The sequence below is a fragment of the Citrobacter sp. wls717 genome (assembly GCF_005280955.1).
GTDB lineage: Bacteria > Pseudomonadota > Gammaproteobacteria > Enterobacterales > Enterobacteriaceae > Citrobacter > Citrobacter werkmanii.
On record NZ_SZWW01000017.1, the window covers coordinates 51,532 to 74,088 of the forward strand.

Sequence of the window (22,557 nt, forward strand, 5' to 3'; positions counted from 1 at the left end):
ATCCCCGGGAGCATAGATAACTATGTGACCGGGGTGAGCGAGCGCAGCCAACGCCGTTGCGGTCCAAAAGACGACGAAGATTATGCGATGGTACGTTTGATCTCGATAATCTCGAACACTTCGATCATATCGCCAACGCGAACGTCGTTGTAGTTCTTAACGCCGATACCACATTCCATACCGTTACGGACTTCGTTAACGTCATCTTTGAAGCGGCGCAGGGATTCCAGCTCGCCTTCATAGATAACCACGTTGTCGCGCAGGACGCGGATTGGGTTGTGACGCTTGATAGTACCTTCGGTAACCATACAGCCCGCGATCGCGCCAAATTTCGGTGATTTAAACACATCGCGCACTTCAGCCAGACCAATGATCTGCTGTTTCAGTTCCGGAGACAGCATACCGCTCATCGCCGCTTTCACTTCGTCGATCAGATGATAGATGACGGAGTAGTAACGCAGATCCAGACTTTCAGATTCGATCACTTTACGCGCAGAAGCATCAGCACGGACGTTGAAGCCAACCAGAATCGCGTTGGACGCCGCAGCCAGGGTCGCGTCGGTTTCAGTGATACCACCTACGCCGGAACCGATGATCTTCACTTTCACTTCGTCGGTAGACAGTTTCAGTAAGGAGTCGGAGATCGCTTCTACAGAACCCTGTACGTCAGCTTTCAGTACGACGTTCACTTCGTGAACTTCGCCATCGGTCATGTTGGCGAACATGTTCTCAAGTTTAGATTTCTGCTGACGAGCCAGTTTAACTTCACGGAATTTGCCCTGACGATACAGTGCAACTTCACGGGCTTTCTTCTCGTCACGCACCACGGTCACTTCGTCACCGGCAGCCGGAACACCGGACAGACCGAGGATTTCCACCGGAATGGACGGACCTGCTTCCAGAACTTCCTGACCCAGTTCGTTACGCATCGCACGCACGCGGCCGTATTCGAAGCCACACAGTACGATGTCGCCTTTATGCAGCGTACCTTCACGCACCAGGACGGTAGCAACCGGACCACGACCTTTATCCAGGAAGGATTCGATTACCGCGCCGCTCGCCATACCTTTACGAACAGCTTTCAGCTCCAGAACTTCGGCCTGCAGCAGGATCGCATCCAGCAGTTCGTCGATACCGGTACCGGCTTTCGCAGAAACGTGGACGAACTGGCTTTCGCCGCCCCACTCTTCCGGCATGATGCCGTACTGGGACAGTTCGTTTTTAACGCGATCCGGATCCGCTTCTGGTTTATCGATTTTGTTGACTGCAACCACCACCGGCACACCTGCCGCTTTCGCGTGCTGGATAGCTTCGATGGTCTGCGGCATCACGCCGTCGTCTGCTGCAACAACCAGAACCACGATATCCGTTGCCTGAGCACCACGAGCACGCATAGAGGTAAACGCGGCGTGACCCGGAGTATCCAGGAAGGTGATCATACCGTTGTCAGTTTCAACGTGGTACGCACCGATGTGCTGAGTAATGCCGCCCGCTTCGCCAGAAGCCACTTTCGTAGAACGAATGTAGTCCAGCAGGGAGGTTTTACCGTGGTCAACGTGCCCCATGATGGTTACAACCGGTGCGCGCGGTTCAGCCGCAGCGCCGGTGTCACGGTCGCTCATTACTGCTTCTTCCAGCTCGTTTTCACGACGCAGGATAACTTTGTGGCCCATCTCTTCGGCAACCAGTTGTGCGGTTTCCTGGTCGATGACCTGGTTGATGGTCGCCATTGCGCCCAGTTTCATCATCGCTTTGATGACCTGAGAGCCTTTAACCGCCATCTTGTTAGCCAGTTCGCCAACGGTGATGGTTTCGCCGATCACAACGTCACGGTTAACGGCCTGAGCTGGCTTCTGGAAGCCCTGCTGCAGAGCGGAACCTTTACGCTGTTTACCGCCTTTACCACCACGAACTGCGGCGCGCGCTTCTTCACGGTCGGCTTTCGATTCAGCGTGTTTGTTGCCTTTCTTCGCCGGACGCGCGGCTTTCGCGCTGCGAGTACGACCACGGCCGCCTTCAACTTCACGATCGTTTTCGTCTTCTGCCTGGCGAGCGTGCTGAGAAGTCGTGACGTGATAATCGCTGGTATCTTCAACAGGTTCAGCGTTATCCACACCATTTTTCTCGTTTTCTTCCGCCATACGGCGAGCTTCTTCCGCTACGCGGCGAGCTTCTTCTTCAAGCTTGCGACGTGCTTCTTCTTCCGCTTTACGTTTCAGTTCTGCGGCTTCATTTTCACGGCGGGCTTTTTCGGCCTGGGCGGTTTTAGTCATATCGTCGGTCTGTTGATTGCTCACTTTGTCTTTTTCCGCAGCTTCACGTTTCGCTTTATCAGCGGCTTCACGCTTAGCTTGTTCTGCGGCCTCACGTTCGGCTTTTTGTTGCGCCTCGCGTTTGGCAGCTTCTTCTGCCTCACGACGGGCTTGCTCTTCCGCTTCACGCTGCGCCTGCTCTTCCGCGGCCAGGCGTTCAGCCTCTTGCGGATCGCGTTTCACAAAGGTGCGTGTCTTGCGGACTTCGATTTGTACCGATTTGCTTTTCCCACCGGTACCTGGAATATTGAGAGTACTGCGCGTTTTACGCTGCAATGTCAACTTATCCGGCGCTGAGCCGTTCTCACGGTTCAGATGCGCCAGTAAGGTTTGTTTCTCTTGTGCGGACACAGAGTCATCAGCAGACTTCCGGATACCTGCATCAGCAAATTGCTGTACCAGGCGATCCACGGAGGTCTGTATCTCTGCAGCCAGCGTTTTTACGGTTACATCTGTCATACTGTTCCTTCCTGCTACAGTTTATTACGCTTCGTCACCGAACCAGCAAATATTACGGGCAGCCATAATCAGCTCACCGGCTTTTTCGTCGGTCAACCCTTCGATATCAGCCAGATCATCAATGCCCTGTTCGGCGAGATCTTCCAGCGTACAAACACCACGGGCAGCCAGTTTGAAGGCCATATCGCGATCCAATCCTTCCAGATTCAGCAGATCGTCAGCCGGTTTGTTATCACCGAGGCTTTCTTCCTGGGCCAGAGCCAGAGTGGTCAGTGCGTTTTTAGCACGCTCGCGCAGCGCTTCAACGGTCGGTTCATCAAGGCCGTCAATTTCCAGCAGTTCTTTCATTGGCACGTAGGCCAGTTCTTCCAGCGTCGCAAAACCTTCTTCCACCAGAACTGTCGCGAAATCTTCATCGATATCGAGATATTTGGTGAAGGTATCGATGGCGGCATGAGCTTCAGCCTGATGCTTCGCTTGCAGATCATCAACGGTCATTACGTTGAGTTCCCAACCGCTCAGTTGTGAAGCCAGGCGGACGTTCTGACCGTTACGTCCAATCGCCTGAGCCAGGTTACCGGCTTCAACCGCGATATCCATGGTGTGTTTGTCTTCATCCACCACGATAGAAGCGACATCTGCTGGCGCCATTGCGTTAATCACGAACTGCGCCGGGTTATCATCCCACAGGACGATATCGATACGCTCGCCGCCCAGTTCGGTAGAGACCGCCTGAACGCGCGCACCGCGCATACCCACACACGCGCCGACCGGATCAATACGCTTATCGTTGGTCTTAACGGCGATTTTCGCACGAGAGCCCGGATCGCGAGCAGCCGCTTTAATTTCAATCACTTCTTCGCCAATTTCTGGCACTTCAATGCGGAACAGCTCAACCAGCATTTCCGGTTTGGAACGGGTGACGAACAGTTGCGCACCGCGCGCTTCCGGGCGCACAGAGTACAGAACACCGCGAATACGGTCGCCTGGACGGAAGTTTTCGCGCGGCAGCATGTCTTCGCGCAGGATCACGGCTTCAGCATTGCTGCCCAGATCCAGGGAAATGTTGTCACGGTTAACTTTTTTCACCACACCCGTAACGATTTCGCCTTCGTGTTCGCGGAATTGATCAACAACCATTGCGCGTTCAGCTTCACGTACTTTCTGTACGATAACCTGTTTCGCAGTCTGGGTGGTGATACGGTCAAAGGTGACAGATTCAATCTGATCTTCAACATAGTCGCCCACGTTCAGGCTTTCGTCTTCGAAGCGTGCCGCTTCCAGCGTAATTTCTTTGGTTGGCTGGGTAACTTCTTCTACGATTACCCAACGACGGAAGGTATCGAAATCACCGCTTTTACGATCAATTTCTACGCGGACGTCGATCTCTTGCTCATATTTTTTCTTTGTTGCTGTAGCCAGCGCACTTTCCAGCGCTTCAAAAATTTTCTCGCGTGGCAGCGCTTTTTCGTTGGATACGGCTTCAACAACAGCCAAAATTTCTTTGTTCATCGCGGGCTTTTCACCTCAATCCAGACTGTTAAAAGTGGGGAACCAGGTTCGCCTTCTGGATATTACTCAGCGCGAACACTTCATCTTTACCTTCGACTGTGACCGTGATCATCTCACCGTCCACCGCTTTGATAACGCCCTGCCATTTACGACGGTTTTGAACCGCCATACGAAGAACCAGCGTGACTTCTTCCCCCAGGAAACGCACGTAGTGTTCAGCAGTGAACAGAGGACGGTCGAGACCCGGCGAGGAAACTTCCAGGTTATAGGCAACGGTGATTGGGTCTTCGACATCCATCACGGCGCTTACCTGATGGCTCACATCAGCACAATCATCAACATTGATGCCATCTTCACTATCAATATAGATGCGCAGTGTGGATGTGCGACCGCGAATAAATTCGATGCCGACCAGTTCGTAGCCCAGGGCTTCAACCGGGGCTGTAATCATCTCTGTTAATTTTTGCTCTAATGTGGACAAGCCCACCCCCAAGACATAAAAAAAGGGCCTAAAGCCCAGTTATTCTGTAGTCAGATAACAAAAAACCCCGATAAATCGGGGCTTTAGATAACTGAACCCTATAACCGCACCTGCGGTTCGGAGAACCTTCCGAAAGAATTTTTTTCAAATCCAGCTACGAAGGCCTAAGTCTTCACAGTATATTTGAAAAAGAACTCTAAGGGAAAGTGGTTGCGGGGGCCGGATTTGAACCGACGACCTTCGGGTTATGAGCCCGACGAGCTACCAGGCTGCTCCACCCCGCGCCTGAAACGTGGCAAATTTTACTCGTTTTGGGTAAAAAATGCAAATACTGCTGGGATTTGGTACCGAGGACGGGACGTAAAATCTGCTCACAGTATATTGATACTCTATGTGTTATGTCAACCTTGTTACCACTATGCAAATCAATGAATGCTGACCAGCGGGTGGTAATCAAGATAAATGTACCGGCCGCGCCGTTATTTAACGAAATTATCGCTAAACTCTTCCTGTCATCCAGAAAAGATGATTAAATGAAAACTCATTTATTTTGCATAAAAATGCATTTAGTATAATAAGCCGACCTCTTCACCAGTCTATCAAGCAGGGTTTTATTTTATGACGACGATTCTCAAGCATCTCCCGGTAGGTCAACGTATTGGTATCGCTTTTTCCGGCGGCCTGGACACCAGTGCAGCACTGCTGTGGATGCGACAAAAAGGGGCTGTCCCATATGCATATACTGCGAATTTGGGCCAGCCGGATGAGGATGACTATGACGCCATTCCTCGCCGCGCAATGGAATATGGTGCTGAGAATGCTCGCCTGGTAGATTGCCGTAAGCAACTGGTTGCCGAAGGGATCGCAGCCATTCAGTGCGGCGCCTTCCACAACACTACTGGCGGACTAACCTATTTTAATACCACCCCACTGGGCCGTGCAGTCACCGGCACCATGCTGGTTGCCGCCATGAAAGAAGATGGCGTGAATATCTGGGGTGACGGCAGCACCTATAAAGGCAACGATATTGAACGTTTCTATCGTTACGGCCTGCTGACCAACGCGGAACTGCAGATTTACAAACCATGGCTGGATACCGATTTTATCGATGAACTGGGTGGTCGCCATGAGATGTCCGAATTTATGATCGCCTGCGGTTTCGACTACAAAATGTCTGTCGAGAAAGCGTACTCCACTGACTCCAATATGCTCGGCGCGACCCACGAAGCGAAAGACCTGGAATTCCTGAACTCCAGCGTCAAAATCGTCAACCCGATTATGGGCGTGAAGTTCTGGGATGAGAGCGTGAAGATCCCGGCAGAAGAAGTGACCGTACGCTTTGAACAGGGTCATCCTGTAGCGCTAAACGGTAAAACCTTCAGCGATGACGTAGAAATGATGCTGGAAGCCAACCGCATCGGCGGCCGTCACGGTCTGGGCATGAGCGATCAGATTGAAAACCGTATTATTGAAGCGAAAAGCCGTGGTATCTATGAAGCCCCGGGGATGGCGCTGCTGCACATCGCTTACGAGCGTCTGCTGACCGGTATCCATAACGAAGACACCATTGAGCAATATCACTCTCATGGCCGTCAGTTGGGCAAACTACTGTACCAGGGCCGCTGGTTCGACTCGCAGGCGTTGATGCTGCGTGACGGTCTGCAGCGTTGGGTCGCCAGCCAGATTACCGGCGAAGTGACGCTGGAGCTGCGCCGCGGCAACGACTACTCCATCCTCAATACCGTCTCTGATAATCTGACTTACAAGCCAGAACGTCTGACCATGGAGAAAGGCGAGTCAGTATTCTCACCTGACGATCGTATCGGCCAGCTGACCATGCGTAATCTGGATATCACCGATACCCGCGAGAAGCTGTTCGGCTACGCGAAAGCCGGTCTGTTGACCGCCTCTTCAACGACCGGCCTGCCGCAGGTTGAGAATCTGGAAAACAAAGCGAAGTAAGCATTCATCATTTTAAGGCCGCGAAAGCGGCCTTTTTTATGCGCGGAATATAAGGTGTCTGTAGGCCTGATAAACGTAGCGCCATCAGGTGTTGCAATAATGTCGGATGGCGGCGTAAACGCCTTATCCGACCTACAGACAGCCACGAGTAACAGACGAAAAAAAAGACGCTTTGCAGCGTCTTTTTTCTGGAATTTGGTACCGAGGATGGGACTCGAACCCACAAGCCCGTTAGGGCACTACCACCTCAAGGTAGCGTGTCTACCAATTCCACCACCTCGGTACAGAATACTTAGTGTGGGATATCGCTGGTCGGCTGAGCCGGAGCAGCTGGCTGAGTTTGCTCGGTTTTCGCCGGTGCGCTCAGATTTTCCCACTCACTTCCTTTATTGGTCTTATTGCTGTTCATGTTACCCAGCACCAGACTGATGATGAAGAACAAGGTTCCCAATACAGCTGTCATACGGGTCATGAAGTTACCAGAACCACTTGAACCAAACAGAGTACCAGAAGCGCCTGCGCCAAAAGAGGCTCCCATATCAGCGCCTTTACCTTGTTGCAGCATGATCAAGCCAACCAGGCCAATTGCCACAATAAGGAAAACTACTAAAAGAGCTTCGTGCATAATCAACCTGTTCCTTGCGGAGTTGCCGCGTACAATGCTTCGACCATTAAAGCGGGAATATTTACTGTTTCCCACTGAAGCGGGTGTGAATACTAACCAAAGCGAATCACCTTCGCAAGGGCATTTTTAGTGCATTGTATCAACTGCGGAAAAAAACAGCAAAAGCGCTGCATTCTGCCGGTTAACGGCGGAAAAACGGCTATAAAACAGCCGGCTATTCGGGTTTCGCTTCCGGCGACACTTTCACGAGCCTGTATTTTCCATACCGTTTAACAATGCGCCATACGCCATCCGGCGTCTCTACGGGTTCTCTCTGCGCGTAGAAGGTGGTTTTTTTACCGACGCGCACGCCTATCTGCAAATTCTCCCCTTCCCCACTAATCAAAGCGATGGTCGGCGTCATATCCACCGGCTCGATAACCGCCTGTGTATCTGCTTCGTGCGACGCCCGCCTGGCATTGGGGTTTAATGTCGACGCAAAAAGCACCTCCATTGGGTTTACCAACTGGTGATGATGGCTGAGTTCCAGGTGGAGATGAGGACCATTGATGCGCCCGGTTGCCCCTGATAAGGCGATAACATTGCCTCTGAATACCTTATCGCCTTTATGAACCTGAAGCGTATTTAAATGCAGATAGCGGCTGCTCCAGCCATCGGCATGACTGACGGTAATATAGAACCCCGTCACCGGACCATAGCCGGTCGCCGTCACTTCGCCATCGGCAACCGACATTACCGGGCTATTTACCGGTGCGCGCAGATCCACGCCTTCATGCCGCATAAACTGACGGGTGACCGGGTGGTAACGCATGCCATAAGGAGACGTCACAACAATTTCGTGCGTCAGGGGGAAGATAAACGCCCCAGCAGGCAGGGTATCGACCTCAGAAACGGCATGACGATTCGATAAAGACTGCCAGTTTGGCGCTGGGGCGCTGTTCGTGGGGATCGTCAGATTCAGCACCGAAAAAAAGCTGCTCGCCGTATCATTATCAGGAGCCGGATTGATTGCAAAGCGATCGGTAGATACAACGCCAGCAGGAAAGAAGCTTGCCAGCGCCATAACCTGCGCGCAGGAAAGATCATCATTGGCATCGGCGTTCACCGTAACGTCAGAGGGCCACGTCATAAAAGCGCGACGTGACAAGGTAGCAGCGCTGATGCGACAGGAGAGAGGGTCGGTTTCCCGTCGGGTCTCAATAAGGTTCGCATGGTGTTTACCGGCCTGAAGATCATCGAAACAAGGCTGATAGCGCTGCCGTATTAAAGGCGATGTTGTTACTGGCGGCTGATTCATCAGCACCGCTGTTGCACAGGTTTTCTGCTGATCCACTGGCCGCCATACTGGCAGAGACAGTAAATAAAGCGTACGTGGTATTCGCCCCGTCATGGCTGGCACGGTAGTGTATTGTCGTGGAGCGGGCGGAATGAGCGATACCGTCACGCTGAATTCATCACGCGCAACCTCGTCCCGATACATATCTGGCGCAGCGCGCAGCAAAAGTAACGAAAGCAGAAGAGTGATCACAGGTTAAGCACCGCCGTATACATTAGATAGATCGACATCACAACGATCGCCGGGCCAAATGGAATGTATCCCTGTTTCGCCAGCTCCCCCTGCGGCGCGAATCTGCGAATATAGAAGTAGCGAAACAGAAACAGGCAAAGACCCAACAGGGCTGAGCCCAGCATTAGCACCGCAATATTTTCCACCCCTAACCATGTCGCACACGCGGCGAACAGCTTAACGTCCCCTTTACCGAAACCTTCCCGACCGGTTATCCAGCGGTAACCTTCGGCCATTAGCCAGGTAAAGCCCCATATAAAAACGGCGCCCATTACGCTATCCCGCGGTGAAATTGGAATAAGGTGGCGTACAGAGGCAATAAGTCCTGCCCACAGCAATAAAAACACCAGGCAGTCAGGAAGCAAAAAGGTGCGGATGTCGATAACCGCCAGGGTGTACAACAGGCAGAGAAATAACGCCATGAACGCGAGCTGGAGTAAGCTATATTGCGGATAAAGCCAGTAAACCAGAGTGCAAAACACAACGCCAATGACCGCCTCACTTAACGGATAAATACCCGAAATTGTGCAATGGCAATGGCGACATCTGCCGCGTAACAGCAACCAGCTCACCACGGGAATGTTATCCCAGGGCATAACATTGTGCTGGCAGCATGGGCAGTGAGACGGCGGCCACCATAAATTTACCGCGGGAAGCGCGTTTCTTTCTTCATCGTCTGCGGTTTCACGCATCAGCATTATCGGTAAGCGATAAATAACGACGTTGAGAAAGCTGCCAATGAATAATCCCAGAAGCAGCGCGAGCCAGGGGTACCAGGGAGAGAAAAAAGCATCCATGCAAAATTTAACTCTTATTAATAGTCGGTGTTACATCAGTAACGATCGTCTTTTAATAATCGGCGATCGTTACGCGAGATTACTTGCAGTTATCAGGGATAAGCGCCTTCTGACTTGTTGTCATATCCACCGTGTGCGCATAAGGTAATAACGTCTTCCATGGGTCACCAGTGCTTGATGACAACCAAACCTGTAAAGCAGCAAGTGACGTTAGCCTTATTTTATCAGGTAGATTAACGCCATTGAAATTAGCCCCGGCTGCAGTACCACCTACAGCTGTCAATTGCATTTCATCTTTATTCCCTGTCGCTCTATATTCAAAATATAATGGTTCCACATACGGATTATAAGAGTCTGTAAAAACACCTACGGGTCCGGAATAAGGTGTAAAGAATTCGACTCTCAGTAGTTTAAGGTACCGTACAGGCAAAGAAATCCATGAGAGAGTGCCGTCATAGTAAGGGGAACCGGAAAATATCTTAACGTCATCATCAGGAAATTCGGCGACAAGATCTTTATATGCCGAAATACCCTTACCTACGCTTCCCTTACCTTTAGCCACACAACCACCGTCGTTCTGACAAAAGGCCGAGTCACGTCCACTGATTAAACGCGACGGCCAGACAGATTGGTTATTAATAGTGTAAAGATCAATGTAGTCATCCACATGCTTACGTTTACCAGCTGAGATATATATGATGTTAAGCTCAGGCTTGGAATAATTAGACACCCAATTACTTGAAGGGACCTGAAACGAAAGAGGGAAAAAGGTATCCCAAAGCTCGCAGTACTGGAGACTGTCGCTAAGACCATATTTTTGCGCTCCTTGCGCCGTTACGCTCGCCAGGAATAAGGCACCCAGTAAGAGTGCACGCTGACAAATGCTTTGTGGTTTTATATTCATTTCATCAATCATCCTACTGCACTTTTCGACAACGTATCCATTAATGAGAACAGCGCCAGAAATACCCAGATAACGCTCCCGCCCAGGATAACAGTGGCTAAGTTCTTTAACAGTCCGGCAAGTTTTTTAATATACTCCTGTATATGATCGCGGGAGCGCTCCGATACCGAGAGCAAAACCTCATTAAACGAGGGGAGATCGGCATAAAGGCTGATGTTGAGTAACTCTTCCGCGCCCATCAGTCCGGTATCGAGCGCTTTGCCATAATTCACGCCGTGCGCCATTTTCTCCAGCATGGTGAAAAGATGCCATTTTAGCCAACGGTTAGCATTGAGCTGAATAATTGAAAGCGCATCCGTCAGAGGAATATTGTTACTCAACATTAGCGACAAATTATTCAAAAAAATGGAGGAAGTTAGCTGCCGATAAGTTGAGAACGGCATAATTCTGTCGAGAACCTTATTCCTTATTGTGCCGCTAAAATTGGCCATTGTCAGCCGTGAAAAGATAACCAGAAAGATAAATCCCAGTAGAATTTTTAGCCACAACCCCTCGTAAAGCGCCACGCCAAAATTATAGAGATTCTGTGTCACGGTTGGCCATTTATCAATCGGCACAACGGAGGCAAAGGCGGGGAATACTTTTTGTGAATAGCCGGCAATAACAATTAACGACAAGGTAATCATTATCAGGGGAAATATAAGCGCACCGATGATCTTTTTACGCAGTTCATCGTTGTATTTAATAATCGAAACCAGGGTAAAAAATCCATCAGAAAGGCTGCCGCTTTTCTCCGCCGCGGTGATCACGCTCAGTTCAGAATTCGGCACCATACCTTCGAAAACAGCCGCAACGGATGTTTCCTGCTTCATTTGCGTGATAAGATCCATCAACCGTTTACTAAAGGCTTTCCCCAGTAAAGATTGACCTTCTTTTTGCAGTTTTTGCATCGAATCATACAAAGGCAGACCGGCCTTAATCATGTCTGCGCAAAACTGGTAGATATAGATGCGCTGTTTCTTACTGAATTTTTTCAACGATCATCTCCAGATCTTCTGTTGGCAATACGCCAAATTCCATTGCGTACCAGCGCGCATCCACACGACCAAGCAGCACATGCGCCATGACTTTTTCACGGATCTCAAACCCTTCAGCAAGTCCTACCGCTGTCTTTCTTTTTTCCCGCCACAGGGTGTAAACATTAAGCCACTCCTGACGGGAGATAGCCGCCAGTTCGTCATAGGTTGGCAAAAAATACTCCATCGCCAGCTGCCGTCCTTTGATACCGCTCTTCTTACACTTTACACACCCCTTCTCGCTTGCCCGGAACAGAGTAAAAGTGCGGTCGGAAAGGGTAATCTCTTCATGGACTTGCTTACAGGTATCGCAAAGCACCGGCACCAGTTTCTGACACTGCAACCCCGCAACGAAGCCTGGCGTGGAGAGCTTGTCACTGCTGATACCTAATGCGGACATACGCTGCAGGAGTGAAACGATATTGCCCGCATGCACGGTGGTAAAACAGTAATGTCCACTCTCAACGGCGCCCGCCAGAGCGTTAGCTGAAACATTGTCACGAATCTCCCCCACCATCAGTACATCCGGGTCGCGGCGTAACGCAGATTTAATTGCGGCGTGGAAGCCTCCCCCCTCGACGCTGACAACGGAGCTTTGCTTGGCACCGTATATCTGATATTCCACGGGATCTTCGACCGTCAAAAAGCAGCCGCGATCGTCATAGCGGTTAATTTGTAGCCATTCCATCAGGTTTTTCAGCGTGGTCGATTTGCCCGAACCTGTCGTTCCCGCAATGACATACGCGCCATAAGGGTTGCTAAGGATCTTTTTCAAATCGGCAATTTCGGCGGACGAAACGCCTATTTTATCCAGCGAGCCCAGGTTATCTTTTTGCAAACCGGAAGGAATAATACGCAGCACAGCATGGTAACAATCCGCCGTTTCGCCAAAAATGGGAAAATGGGCATAACGGAAACGGTACGGTTTACCGTTAAGACTGTAGAGAATATTCGCATTCTGCGGAATTGCCCGGTTCCATGTTGTATCTCTGGTTGTAGCCTCTACGTTGTACAAGACAAATACCAGTTCATCACACTGCTGTGATTTAATCTGCATAAACGGCATCAATACGCCATTTACGCGCGCCTCAAGCAACGCCAACACATCATTCCGTGTAATATGAAGGTCGCTGGCCCCCATATTTACAACGCGCTGTAAGATATTGACCAACTGTTTTTGCGTGTCTGTGATATCAATATCATTATGCGCAGCGTTAAGGGCTTTAAGAGAGATAAATTCCAGTATATGAAAATAATCTTCTTCCGTTACTATCGCCAGGCCAATGACTGGCCGTTTATGCATTGATTTCAGCCGGCTTATCTGGAGCTTGTATTCAAATAACTTATCGATATTGATAGTGTGTACTAATAAATACTCATAACCATCATGAATAGCATTAATGCCTATTCCTTCAAATTCATGATACTCCCAAAGACCGGAAAATATATCTTCAGTCGTTATTCGTTTAAAATCTATATTCACGGGTTAGCTTCCTTAATTTGCAACCCGTTTTTACGATCTTTGGTTAAAATGTATTGTGCGCCGTCCATGGAAAATACATTTCCTGGAGTGACGTATAACAATGTATCACCGCGTTGATTAGCAATAGCAACCCGGGAAAGACCGCCAATGACTGATTCCAGTACTACGTGCGGCTTCGCAATATTATTGCCTGTATTGACCGCAGGCGTGCTTTTTTCAGTCTTGATCTTCGCTTCGATTACGGGAGTTGGAGTTGCCCTCGCTTTTATTTTATCTTCACCGCGCAGCTTACGAATTTCGCTCAACATTTTTTCTAATTCAACCTGTTGCTGTAGCTTGCGATATTCTGACTGATAAAGATAATCCTGCTCAACGAGTGCCTGAATATGATCCTGCATCGTCAGTTCCGCTGACTGCTCATTCAGGGCTTTCTCATCGACATTTTTTACCTCAGGAGACGCAGCTTTCTCGCCATTGCCTACCAGCGCTGGTTTACCGGTCTGGTTTTTGGGTGCAGGCGGCAAGTCAGTAGTCGGAGCGGCCTGTACCAGTCCGGATCCCACCATTAATACTGCAAATATGATGATATTTTTTACGCTTTGCATACTAATCCTCCGGATACTTTTATTCCATCGTTAATTGTTTCAATCTTCCTGATAAGAAAGGCATCCCGATACGCCTGTTTATACAAGGCAACCTGTAATAATATCCCTTCGTTCACTGATGTGGAGTGTGGTTTTGTCAGCGTCATGTTCCACTCTGCTGAAAGCATACCGTAAGCCTTAACGTCCCCCGCTAATGTTTTTTCCAGCGCTGCAACTGTCGATTTAGGCAGAGTCTTAAATACAATCTCGCCATTTTTATTTTTACCCTTTCCGCCCGTCAACGTTGAGTTATAGCTTTTGATATAAGAGATAACCTCATTACAGGAATATAACGACAAAGGTTTGTTCTTCTTATACGCGCTTAATAAGCCGTTTTCTTTGTGGGCAATTTTCATGTCATTGTATTCAAGTGAAACCCCATTCGACCTGCTCTTTCCTTTTTTTACTGGAAATGATGCTGCGTAGGTTTTACCAAAGAAAGTTAACTCTGGTTGCGTCAAAATAGCAGCGGGGTCGATTTCAAAAGTCATGTGGCACGCCTTTAGCGAACAGCCATAGCTTCGTCCCTCAACAGGAAGTTTAATCAATGCAAACGGAATAACGCTGCGATGAATTTCATCAATCAGGCGAATACCGAAATCAATACTCATTCCCTCTAATGATTTCTCATACCAGTCATGTACAGAAGCCTTATCGTTAAGCAGTTTCTGCGCAGCCTGTTGTTGCTGAGCAAGCATTTCGTCTTGCGGCATCTTTATAAAATAATACCAATAGCCTGCACCTGCACCACACAACAGTAAAGCAATAACCAGAATAATAATTATAATTCGACTTGTAGAAAATATTCCGCTCTTACCTTTCCAGAAATAGAGACCTTCCAGCATAAATTACCCCGCCACCAGAAAATGAAGTGCTAAAGCAAGCAGCGCCAAAAATATCAGACCACCAGCCAGAATGGAGCTAATAATGAATCTGCGACGTCGCTTCAGAGAGAGCTGATGCGCCGCGCATTTCTCTATCACCACAGAAAGCTGGACTTCGGTCAGCGACGTCACTTCCAGGTGTTCATATTGTTCCGGGTGCCGCATGAGCTCATCAAACAGGCTGCGCTCTATAAAGCAATCGGTTCCACTGACAATCCGGCCGCCATTAATAATGAGCAGATAAGTGAAATTATCATCACCATGTGAGAAATAGATGCCATCCCCAAATAACTCTTTAATATAAATCGCAAAAGGCTCATAAAGGGTAGAAATTTTCTCACAATAACCCACTGCTAAACGCCCGTCAGAATCTTTATAGATTACCCGACGATTAGCCTTTACCATTCCGCGAAAAGCTGCCTGCGCGCCAGGGTCAAGGTGAGACATACTGTCCGGTTCCCAGAGCAGACCGGTAAGGATATTATTATCCTGTAACAGTTTATCCATAACCATTTATTCCTATCGGGAAGTAATAGGCTGACGATAATAATCGACGCCAATTACCATGACGATCGTCGCAGATTCATCTTCATTTTTGTCACCGATACCCAATACCTGATATTCCAGACCACCATTTTCACCTTTCACATCATACTTGCCTACCATTAGCAGATCGCCCGGCATAATAATTGATGAGTTAAATGATTCCGTGGTGCTTACGTTCGGTAACTGCACATCATCATAAGTTTCAATGCCTTCCAGATAACGTTTTGTGAAACCACTCACTACCTCAATTCGACCATCTGAAAGCACGCGGGGGGTGATGATAAAACTGGTCCCTGTAATAATGGATGATGTTTCGACCGCGACGTTAACCTCACCATTGTCATCGACGGTACGGGTTTTGCTGGAGACGTAATTTTGCGACTTCGTCATATTCAGCGGTATCGCCATATTGTTGCGCGTGATAAACGAACCGCTTTGTAACGTCCGGTCACCCGTTAACTTGTATAACGCATCCAGCCCGCTACTGATATCAACAGTACTATTTTTCCAGCCTGCCGATATGCCACCCGTTAATGAGTCCAGCAAACTTGAACTGATCTTCATGGTGTTTTGCCCGTCATCCAGAGAGAAGTTAACGCCGGCAGAAAGTTCTTTCACTTTCGATTTATCGAGCGTGAAGATTTTATAGGTAACAATAAACTGACGGCTGTTATCCGCTTTATATTTATCTAACGCACGATTGAGCGCCTCATACTCTGACGGTCTTGAGTTAACCATTAAGACAGAAGAATCTTTGAATAGGTTGTAGTTTCCTGAAGAAATATAATTCTTCGCCATATCCTCCACATCATCCCAGAAAGATGATTCGAATTTGGTTTCGGTCTTTCCGGTCAACCCGCCGCTGGAAGTCGCCTCGTTACCAGAAAGATCGAGGTTCGTTTCTGTCTTATTGTTTTCACCATAAAAGTCCAGCTTAATGACATACGTTTCATAAACGTTTATTTTGAGAACGTTATGATTATCAAGTTTTGGGCTTACGTCATAAAGGGAAGCGATATACTGGATAAACGCCTCAAAGGTGCCATCAAATTTTACGCTACGCGCCGTATTCCAGCTACCGCTGTTATTTGACGCACCGGCTTTTGCGCCTATCGCACTCTCGTTGATCCGGTAACTGATTCCCGTTTGTGCAGAGACAGCGTCCATAATGACTGCCAGCGTGGCGGGTTCATAGGATGAAATTTTGACATGTTTTCCCATGATTCGCTGCTGCTCAACGCTGTAATCCACCTTTTTCCCTATGTATGCGCGGTCGTACTTGATATACGGCTTCGCTTTTGATTCATCCTGGGTGGTCGCATCTTTAAAATGCTTCTGAATCTGGCTTTCTGAATCATATTTTTCTTCAAAATCGCTAACACAACCCTGAAGAAAAATGGCTAATATTAACAACCCTGTCTTAATCTTCATCCCTGCACCCGTTTTACATTTCATCAATAACAATAACGCGATTTTTTTGATATTTCTTGACTACCAGGCCATAATTCTCAGAAAAAAACAGCTCGCCAAGTTCTTGTAGGATCTCGTCATCCGATTTCCCTGCCAGCGTAATATTGTTATAAACCAGGTAATCTTTTGCACTGTTCCAGAAAAGCTTATAGCCATTAGCCTCCACCCATTTTCTGATTTCCTGGCTTAATAATTTATCTTCCTGAATTACCAGTGGCGGCACTGAAGGCACATCCGCGTGATAAGTGTCACCAGTAAACGGATTTATGCCAGTATGTTGAACAACCGCACCAGAAGATACTGGAGATGCCGCCATATGGATCTCTGATGAACTATTATTACTTGCCATAGCCTGCGGCAAAAGCATTACCGACAATAAAAGCAGGCAGTATTTCCTGATAATCATATTATCTTCCCTCTGTTTATCAGATTGCTATTATCTGTATTCTGTCGTCGTTAATAAATCATATGGCGTACCTGATTGCGGTATCGTACTGCACCATTTGGTAATGACATAAGATATTGTCTGTGGGTTTACTATGTTATATCCTGCTCCCGTTTCTGAATCATACAGACCCATCGTTGCGGTCACTGCCCATACATACTTACTGCCCGGGAATATGTATTTTTGCGCCACATTATGATCGACACGAGCCCCACTTGAAACGTCCATCTCAGCCAACTCTACCTGCACAGTAACGCCGCCAAGCAAGTCTACTTTCTTGCTATCATCTAATTTGGCGCGAGTCTCATTTTGTTTGACATAGCTACCAGATATGCCGCCATCGTTATAAGCCGAGACAGAAGATATACTGGCAGACAACCGTGGATATAACGCCCGGGTAACTTTTGTTTTTTCCTTATTGCCATCTTCATCCAGGATTGCGTCACCGTTGGCGTCACGCAAAATAATTTCCTGTTCGATAACAGGGCAAGTCTGCACTGCAAATCGATGCAAGCCAGATTTTATTGAACTGTCATCATAGGCTGCCACATAATTTTTCTCGTCTGTAATATCCGCAGATAAAAGTTCATAGCCAGAATATTCACTCACTGACGGAGTAACAAGTTCAAAAGCATCATATGTACTGGAAGGGTAATAATCCGAAATAATATCAAATCCAGCCATGCTGCTGCCATTCCAGGCATGATAAGAGGTATTATCATCCAGATAAAAATCACCCTCAATTTCTTCGTTATTGTTATTTTTGTATGTAAAGCGCTCAGGGCTACCGTCGGCGGAAAGCATTAAATCACCGCCATAATTACGCTTGAATAAAAAAACTGGCCGTGACGTATTTTCCATCACCAGATTGGCTTTTAGCGTACCCGTTTTGGTCTCATCACCATAATTCTCCGGATCGGTCATATCCAGCGAAAGGATCTGATCTTCGCCATGGGCGCCTGTGCCTGCCTCCTGGTTGTAACACAGTTCAACTTTGCTCTCCTGGGTGTTCCAGCATGCCGTGCCTGAGCCGCCGCCATTGCTCCCCTGATCGTTATCATTCATGTCAAAGGTAAAGCGAATACCCAGTTGCTGACCCTTTCCCAGCGTTTCCAGTCGCTCCAGGTTAGACGCCATATCGGAAAACTCGACTGGCGTACTGCCGTCAGATTCCGTTATCAGTTGCCAGGCATCCGCCGTCCTGGCCCGGCGAACAAGCATGATATGCGAAGCAATCAGGCCTGAGTTATTTAACGCATTGTTAAACGCGGAGGCATAATTGGCAAAACTATACTTGTCGTTACTCTCCGTGTAGTTGAACGCAACAATAGCATCCATACGCGCAATAGTGCTGGAGGGGGTTTTAAGATCGTCAGAAGCAAACCCAATCCGTTCAATTTTCGCCGCGGGATTTTTAGCCGCCGTCACAAGTGAGCAGGGTAAATATTCTTGTGTCAGTTCAAATGTCGATTTAAGTGAGACGTTACAGCTTTTGCTGATGAACAAATAACGCTGTTGCTTTTGCTGATTCGCCCCCTCTCCCCACAAAAAATAGTTCGTCCCGGTCCCGGTATCGATGTCCGTAACGTTATTAGTTATCCGGTAACGATATTGGGAATCGGTACTGCTGCCTTGCGTGGCTTCATACAGTGGGTTATCTTTTTCACCGTCTTTTGTTTGCAGAGTTTCATCACGCAAATAATTCATCACGCCCTTCATCTCCTGGACAAGCGCGTTCGCGATGGTCTGGCGCATTTCTTTCGCTGCTTGTTTACGGGCATAATTGGTATACATAGCTAGCGCGCCACCAATGATTGCCAGTACAACAATTACTTCCAGTAGTGAAAATCCAGCCTGATGGTTTCGGGACCGCATACTAATTCCTGAAGAACATGAATCATTTTTATATAAATAATAAGTGGCTATTCACAGTAAATAGCCACTTGTTTTTATTCTAAAAAAGAACAGATTCTAATTTAGAGCACAAAGTATTATTTACTACCGAAGATAACACCGTTAATAGAACCCTGACCGTCACAGACGCCAGTTGCAACAATATCAGAAGGCGAAATATCACTCGAGGTCAGCGTCTTAAGAATTGCACCACTTTTACCCACACTGAAGTCTCGGTCAGCGATACTTGGTTCAGACCCGGCAGCAGCACCGGTATTGAGCGCTTCAACATAGTCCCACTGGTTACCCATCTGGGAAATCAGGTTACGACACTCTTCAGACGCCAGACCATTCACCACCACAACAAAGCCTTTTCTCTGAGAACTTGAGCTATCCGTTAACGCGTTATCCATCTGGAACGCATCGTTAGAGAAGCCGTTAAACGCTTCATCAGCAGAGATTTTACCCATACGTACCAGAGTGGCGATTGGCGAGTCATTGGATACAGAAGTATCGTTGATATCGGATTTAGACAAACCTTTAATAGAATCGCTTTGCGCCGGATATTGAGCCTGATCTTTATAAGCTTCATTCATTGCAGTACGTACACTGGTCAAGTCATCCTGTACAGCAGACAAGTCCTGAGCCGTAAAAGCCCGCTGGGCTAAAATAACCACACCAGCGGCAATAACACCGATAATCCCTAAGACAATAATTATTTCCAACAGCGTAACACCTCGCTGTTTCTTCATCTCTTTTAATTTAGAGACCTTTTTGGTCACATTCCCTTTTATGTTTAAAACCATTGTACTCATGTTATACACCCTTATTAATTCCGTTAAATTCAGGCTTAGCCACCTGTTCAAATATTATTAATACGGAAAAATAAGAATGCAACAGAACGAAAAAAAACTAAGAATAAATTTATATTCAGCAAACACATTTCATACATTATTTTTATAAAATTTATAGGAAAGTATAATTATTATGAATTAGTTAAACCAATAAAACAAAACGTACTTTATAGCTGTACTTTTACATGAGATGCGGAATATTTTCAATAATTAAATGTCAATCTTGATAAACTTCTCTTCTTCCTTATTTATTAATCCCTTATCGAAAAAACAATACCGATAATACTGTCATTCCTGTTACTCTGGCATGAGAATGAAAAAAATGCCCGGTTAAATTAACCGGGCGTCTGATAACAAATTATAACGTTCTTTAATAGAGGTAAAACTAACCCCTATAGCTATGTATTAAACCGCTTTCACTGCATCTGCAATACGATGGGCGAACTCAGATACCTGTGCCTCGTCTTCACCTTCAACCATCACACGAATTAATGGTTCAGTGCCAGACTTACGCAGCAGGACGCGTCCACGATTACCCAGCGCCGCTTCAACATCTGCCATCACCGCTTTCACATTGTCATTTTCCAGCGGATCGCCGCTACCTGCGGTGTAACGTACGTTAACCAGCAGCTGCGGGAACATTTTCATGCCGCTGCACAGGTCGTGCAAACTCATATGATTGCGCACCATCGCGGTCAACACCTGCAGACCCGCCACGATACCGTCACCGGTGGTGGTTTTATCCAGCAGGATCACATGGCCTGAGTTTTCCGCACCGATACTCCAGCCTTTTTCCTGCATTTTTTCCAGGACATAGCGGTCACCGACTTTCGCACGAGCAAACGGAATGCCCAGCTGTTTCAACGCCAGCTCAAGGCCCATGTTGCTCATCAGCGTGCCTACCGCGCCACCGCGCAGTTGCCCCTGACGCAGCGCTTCACGGGCGATGATATACATGATTTGGTCACCGTCGACCTTATTGCCTTCGTGGTCGACCATGATCACGCGGTCGCCGTCGCCGTCCAGCGCGATACCCAGATCGGCTTTTTCCGCGATCACGCGCGCCTGCAGGGCGCGGACGTCGGTAGCGCCGACTTCTTCATTGATGTTAACGCCGTTTGGCTCACAACCGATGGCAATAACATTGGCGCCCAGCTCACGCAGTACGTTTGGCGCAATGTGATACGTCGCACCGTTAGCGCAATCCACCACAATTTTAAGCTCGCTCAGGCTCAGCTCATTCGGGAAGGTGCCTTTGCAAAACTCGATATAGCGACCGGCGGCATCGACAATACGGGTGGCTTTACCCAATTCAGCCGAGTCCACACAGGTGATTGCTTTTTCCATCTCGGCTTCTATGGCTTCTTCAACCGCATCCGGCAGTTTGGTGCCGTCGATAGAGAAAAATTTGATCCCGTTGTCATAGTACGGGTTGTGTGAAGCGGAGATAACAATCCCTGCTTCCGCACGGAAAGCACGCGTCAGATAAGCAACGGCAGGTGTTGGCATTGGGCCAGTGAAAGAGGCAGAAAGACCTGCGGCAGCCAGGCCCGCTTCCAGCGCAGACTCCAGCATATAGCCAGAAATACGCGTATCTTTACCGATGATAATTTTTCGTGAACCATGACGTGCCAGCACTTTTCCTGCCGCCCACCCCAGTTTGAGCACAAAGTCAGGGGTAATTGGGGAGTCGCCTACGCGGCCACGGATCCCATCAGTGCCAAAATATTTACGATTACTCATAGCGTTTGTTTTCCTTTGCAGACAATGTGGCTTCCACCACACGCATCGCTTCTACGGTTTCTTTGACGTCATGGACACGAACGATCTGCGCCCCCTGCATTGCGGCAATCACCGCGCACGCAAGACTACCGTTCAGGCGTTCGGATGGCCCCACATTCAGCAGTTGACCAACCATTGATTTTCGTGACATTCCAACCAGCAGCGGCAGCTCAAAATGATGAAACTCAGCCAGGCGTGCCAGTAATGTGTAGTTGTGGGTGAGATTTTTACCGAATCCGAATCCCGGGTCGAGCAACAATTTATCTTTTGTGATTCCGGCTCGTTCACAACGTGCTATTTGCTCAACAAAGTAACGATTTACCTCAGCGAACACATCCTCGTACTTTGGCGCTTCCTGCATGGTTTTCGGCTGCCCCTGCATATGCATCAGGCATACTGGCAGTCCGGTTTCCGCGGCAGCTTCCAGCGCCCCGGGTTCCGAGAGTGAACGAATATCATTAATGATATGTGCGCCGACCCGCGCGCATTCGCGAATCACTTCGGGTTTTGAGGTATCGACGGAAATCCATACCTCAAAACGTTGAGCAATCGCCTCCACCACAGGGATCACTCGCTGCAGCTCTTCTTCCACGCTCACATCAGCAGCGCCAGGACGCGTGGACTCCCCCCCCACATCAATGATAGTCGCCCCAGCGTTAATCATCAGATTTGCGTGTTTTACCGCCTCAACCAGAGAGTTGTGCGCCCCGCCATCGGAAAAAGAATCTGGCGTAACGTTTAAAATCCCCATGACGTGAGGATGGCTGAGATCCAGTGAAGAACCCTGAGCAAAGAGTTTCATAGTTTTATCCCTGGTAAAAATCTTGAGTATGCAGATAAGAAAAACCCCGGAGCAAGCCC

At 48.3% G+C, this 22,557-nt stretch carries 19 protein-coding genes and 2 tRNA genes; 1 reads left to right on the top strand and 20 read right to left on the bottom strand.

From position 1 onward, the window contains the following. Positions 1-80: 80 nt before the first annotated feature. The 4 genes from infB to FDX09_RS13025 all read right to left on the bottom strand — a co-directional run bounded on the left by infB (position 81) and on the right by FDX09_RS13025 (position 5,048). Positions 81-2,771 (bottom strand): translation initiation factor IF-2, encoded by a 2,691-nt coding sequence (gene infB / locus FDX09_RS13010; RefSeq protein ID WP_038634196.1) that lies wholly within the window; start codon positions 2,769-2,771, stop codon positions 81-83. Between the two features lie 24 nt (positions 2,772-2,795). Further along, positions 2,796-4,283 (bottom strand): transcription termination factor NusA, encoded by a 1,488-nt coding sequence (nusA, locus tag FDX09_RS13015; protein WP_038634199.1) that lies wholly within the window; start codon positions 4,281-4,283, stop codon positions 2,796-2,798. A 28-nt stretch (positions 4,284-4,311) separates the two neighbouring features. Then, the gene (gene rimP, locus FDX09_RS13020) at positions 4,312-4,764 is read right to left on the bottom strand and encodes a ribosome maturation factor RimP (RefSeq protein ID WP_003024996.1); all 453 of its coding nucleotides are present in this window, start codon (positions 4,762-4,764) and stop codon (positions 4,312-4,314) included. Between the two features lie 207 nt (positions 4,765-4,971). Continuing rightward, positions 4,972-5,048: transfer RNA gene (locus FDX09_RS13025), tRNA-Met, on the bottom strand. A 334-nt stretch (positions 5,049-5,382) separates the two neighbouring features. Here FDX09_RS13025 and argG point away from each other — a divergent pair. Beyond that, positions 5,383-6,726, top strand: coding sequence for an argininosuccinate synthase (argG, locus tag FDX09_RS13030; RefSeq protein ID WP_006687887.1), 1,344 nt, complete (start codon positions 5,383-5,385; stop codon positions 6,724-6,726). A 196-nt stretch (positions 6,727-6,922) separates the two neighbouring features. Here argG and FDX09_RS13040 read toward each other — a convergent pair. The 16 genes from FDX09_RS13040 to folP all read right to left on the bottom strand — a co-directional run bounded on the left by FDX09_RS13040 (position 6,923) and on the right by folP (position 22,498). Continuing rightward, a tRNA-Leu gene (locus FDX09_RS13040) sits at positions 6,923-7,009 on the bottom strand. Positions 7,010-7,018: 9 nt separating this feature from the next. Then, positions 7,019-7,351 carry a preprotein translocase subunit SecG gene (gene secG, locus FDX09_RS13045; RefSeq protein WP_006687886.1) on the bottom strand — a complete coding sequence of 111 codons (333 nt, stop codon included), beginning with the start codon at positions 7,349-7,351 and terminating at the stop codon, positions 7,019-7,021. Positions 7,352-7,565: 214 nt separating this feature from the next. Continuing rightward, positions 7,566-8,879 carry a M23 family metallopeptidase gene (locus tag FDX09_RS13050; protein WP_137347332.1) on the bottom strand — a complete coding sequence of 438 codons (1,314 nt, stop codon included), beginning with the start codon at positions 8,877-8,879 and terminating at the stop codon, positions 7,566-7,568. Continuing rightward, positions 8,876-9,715: an A24 family peptidase gene (locus tag FDX09_RS13055; RefSeq protein ID WP_137347333.1), complete on the bottom strand. Its 840-nt coding sequence runs from the start codon at positions 9,713-9,715 to the stop codon at positions 8,876-8,878. The genes FDX09_RS13050 and FDX09_RS13055 overlap by 4 nt, the downstream gene beginning before the upstream one ends. Positions 9,716-9,794: 79 nt before the next feature. Then, positions 9,795-10,631, bottom strand: coding sequence for a hypothetical protein (locus FDX09_RS13060; protein ID WP_137347334.1), 837 nt, complete (start codon positions 10,629-10,631; stop codon positions 9,795-9,797). Continuing rightward, entirely contained in the window at positions 10,628-11,656 is a 1,029-nt protein-coding gene (locus tag FDX09_RS13065) for a type II secretion system F family protein (protein WP_137347335.1), read from the bottom strand. The genes FDX09_RS13060 and FDX09_RS13065 overlap by 4 nt, the downstream gene beginning before the upstream one ends. Further along, positions 11,640-13,178 carry an ATPase, T2SS/T4P/T4SS family gene (locus FDX09_RS13070; protein ID WP_137347336.1) on the bottom strand — a complete coding sequence of 513 codons (1,539 nt, stop codon included), beginning with the start codon at positions 13,176-13,178 and terminating at the stop codon, positions 11,640-11,642. The genes FDX09_RS13065 and FDX09_RS13070 overlap by 17 nt, the downstream gene beginning before the upstream one ends. Continuing rightward, positions 13,175-13,783, bottom strand: coding sequence for a hypothetical protein (locus FDX09_RS13075; RefSeq protein ID WP_137347337.1), 609 nt, complete (start codon positions 13,781-13,783; stop codon positions 13,175-13,177). The genes FDX09_RS13070 and FDX09_RS13075 overlap by 4 nt, the downstream gene beginning before the upstream one ends. Beyond that, positions 13,771-14,667, bottom strand: coding sequence for a hypothetical protein (locus FDX09_RS13080; protein ID WP_137347338.1), 897 nt, complete (start codon positions 14,665-14,667; stop codon positions 13,771-13,773). Before FDX09_RS13080 ends, FDX09_RS13075 begins: the two co-directional genes overlap by 13 nt. A 3-nt stretch (positions 14,668-14,670) precedes the next feature. Next, complete coding sequence (locus tag FDX09_RS13085) at positions 14,671-15,213, bottom strand: hypothetical protein (protein ID WP_038634220.1); 543 nt, start codon at positions 15,211-15,213, stop codon at positions 14,671-14,673. A gap of 12 nt (positions 15,214-15,225) precedes the next feature. Next, complete coding sequence (locus tag FDX09_RS13090; RefSeq protein WP_121530037.1) at positions 15,226-16,683, bottom strand: type II and III secretion system protein; 1,458 nt, start codon at positions 16,681-16,683, stop codon at positions 15,226-15,228. A 13-nt stretch (positions 16,684-16,696) separates the two neighbouring features. Next, positions 16,697-17,128: a TcpQ domain-containing protein gene (locus FDX09_RS13095; RefSeq protein WP_137347339.1), complete on the bottom strand. Its 432-nt coding sequence runs from the start codon at positions 17,126-17,128 to the stop codon at positions 16,697-16,699. Positions 17,129-17,158: 30 nt separating this feature from the next. Then, a complete protein-coding gene (locus FDX09_RS13100; protein ID WP_137347340.1) occupies positions 17,159-19,042 on the bottom strand; it encodes a type II secretion system protein in 1,884 nt (627 codons plus the stop codon). A 116-nt stretch (positions 19,043-19,158) separates the two neighbouring features. Beyond that, a complete protein-coding gene (locus FDX09_RS13105) occupies positions 19,159-19,875 on the bottom strand; it encodes a type IV pilus major pilin (RefSeq protein WP_137347341.1) in 717 nt (238 codons plus the stop codon). Between the two features lie 444 nt (positions 19,876-20,319). Next, complete coding sequence (gene glmM, locus FDX09_RS13110; protein WP_038634228.1) at positions 20,320-21,657, bottom strand: phosphoglucosamine mutase; 1,338 nt, start codon at positions 21,655-21,657, stop codon at positions 20,320-20,322. After that, complete coding sequence (gene folP / locus FDX09_RS13115; RefSeq protein WP_038634231.1) at positions 21,650-22,498, bottom strand: dihydropteroate synthase; 849 nt, start codon at positions 22,496-22,498, stop codon at positions 21,650-21,652. The genes glmM and folP overlap by 8 nt, the downstream gene beginning before the upstream one ends. Between the last annotated feature and the right edge of the window lie 59 nt (positions 22,499-22,557).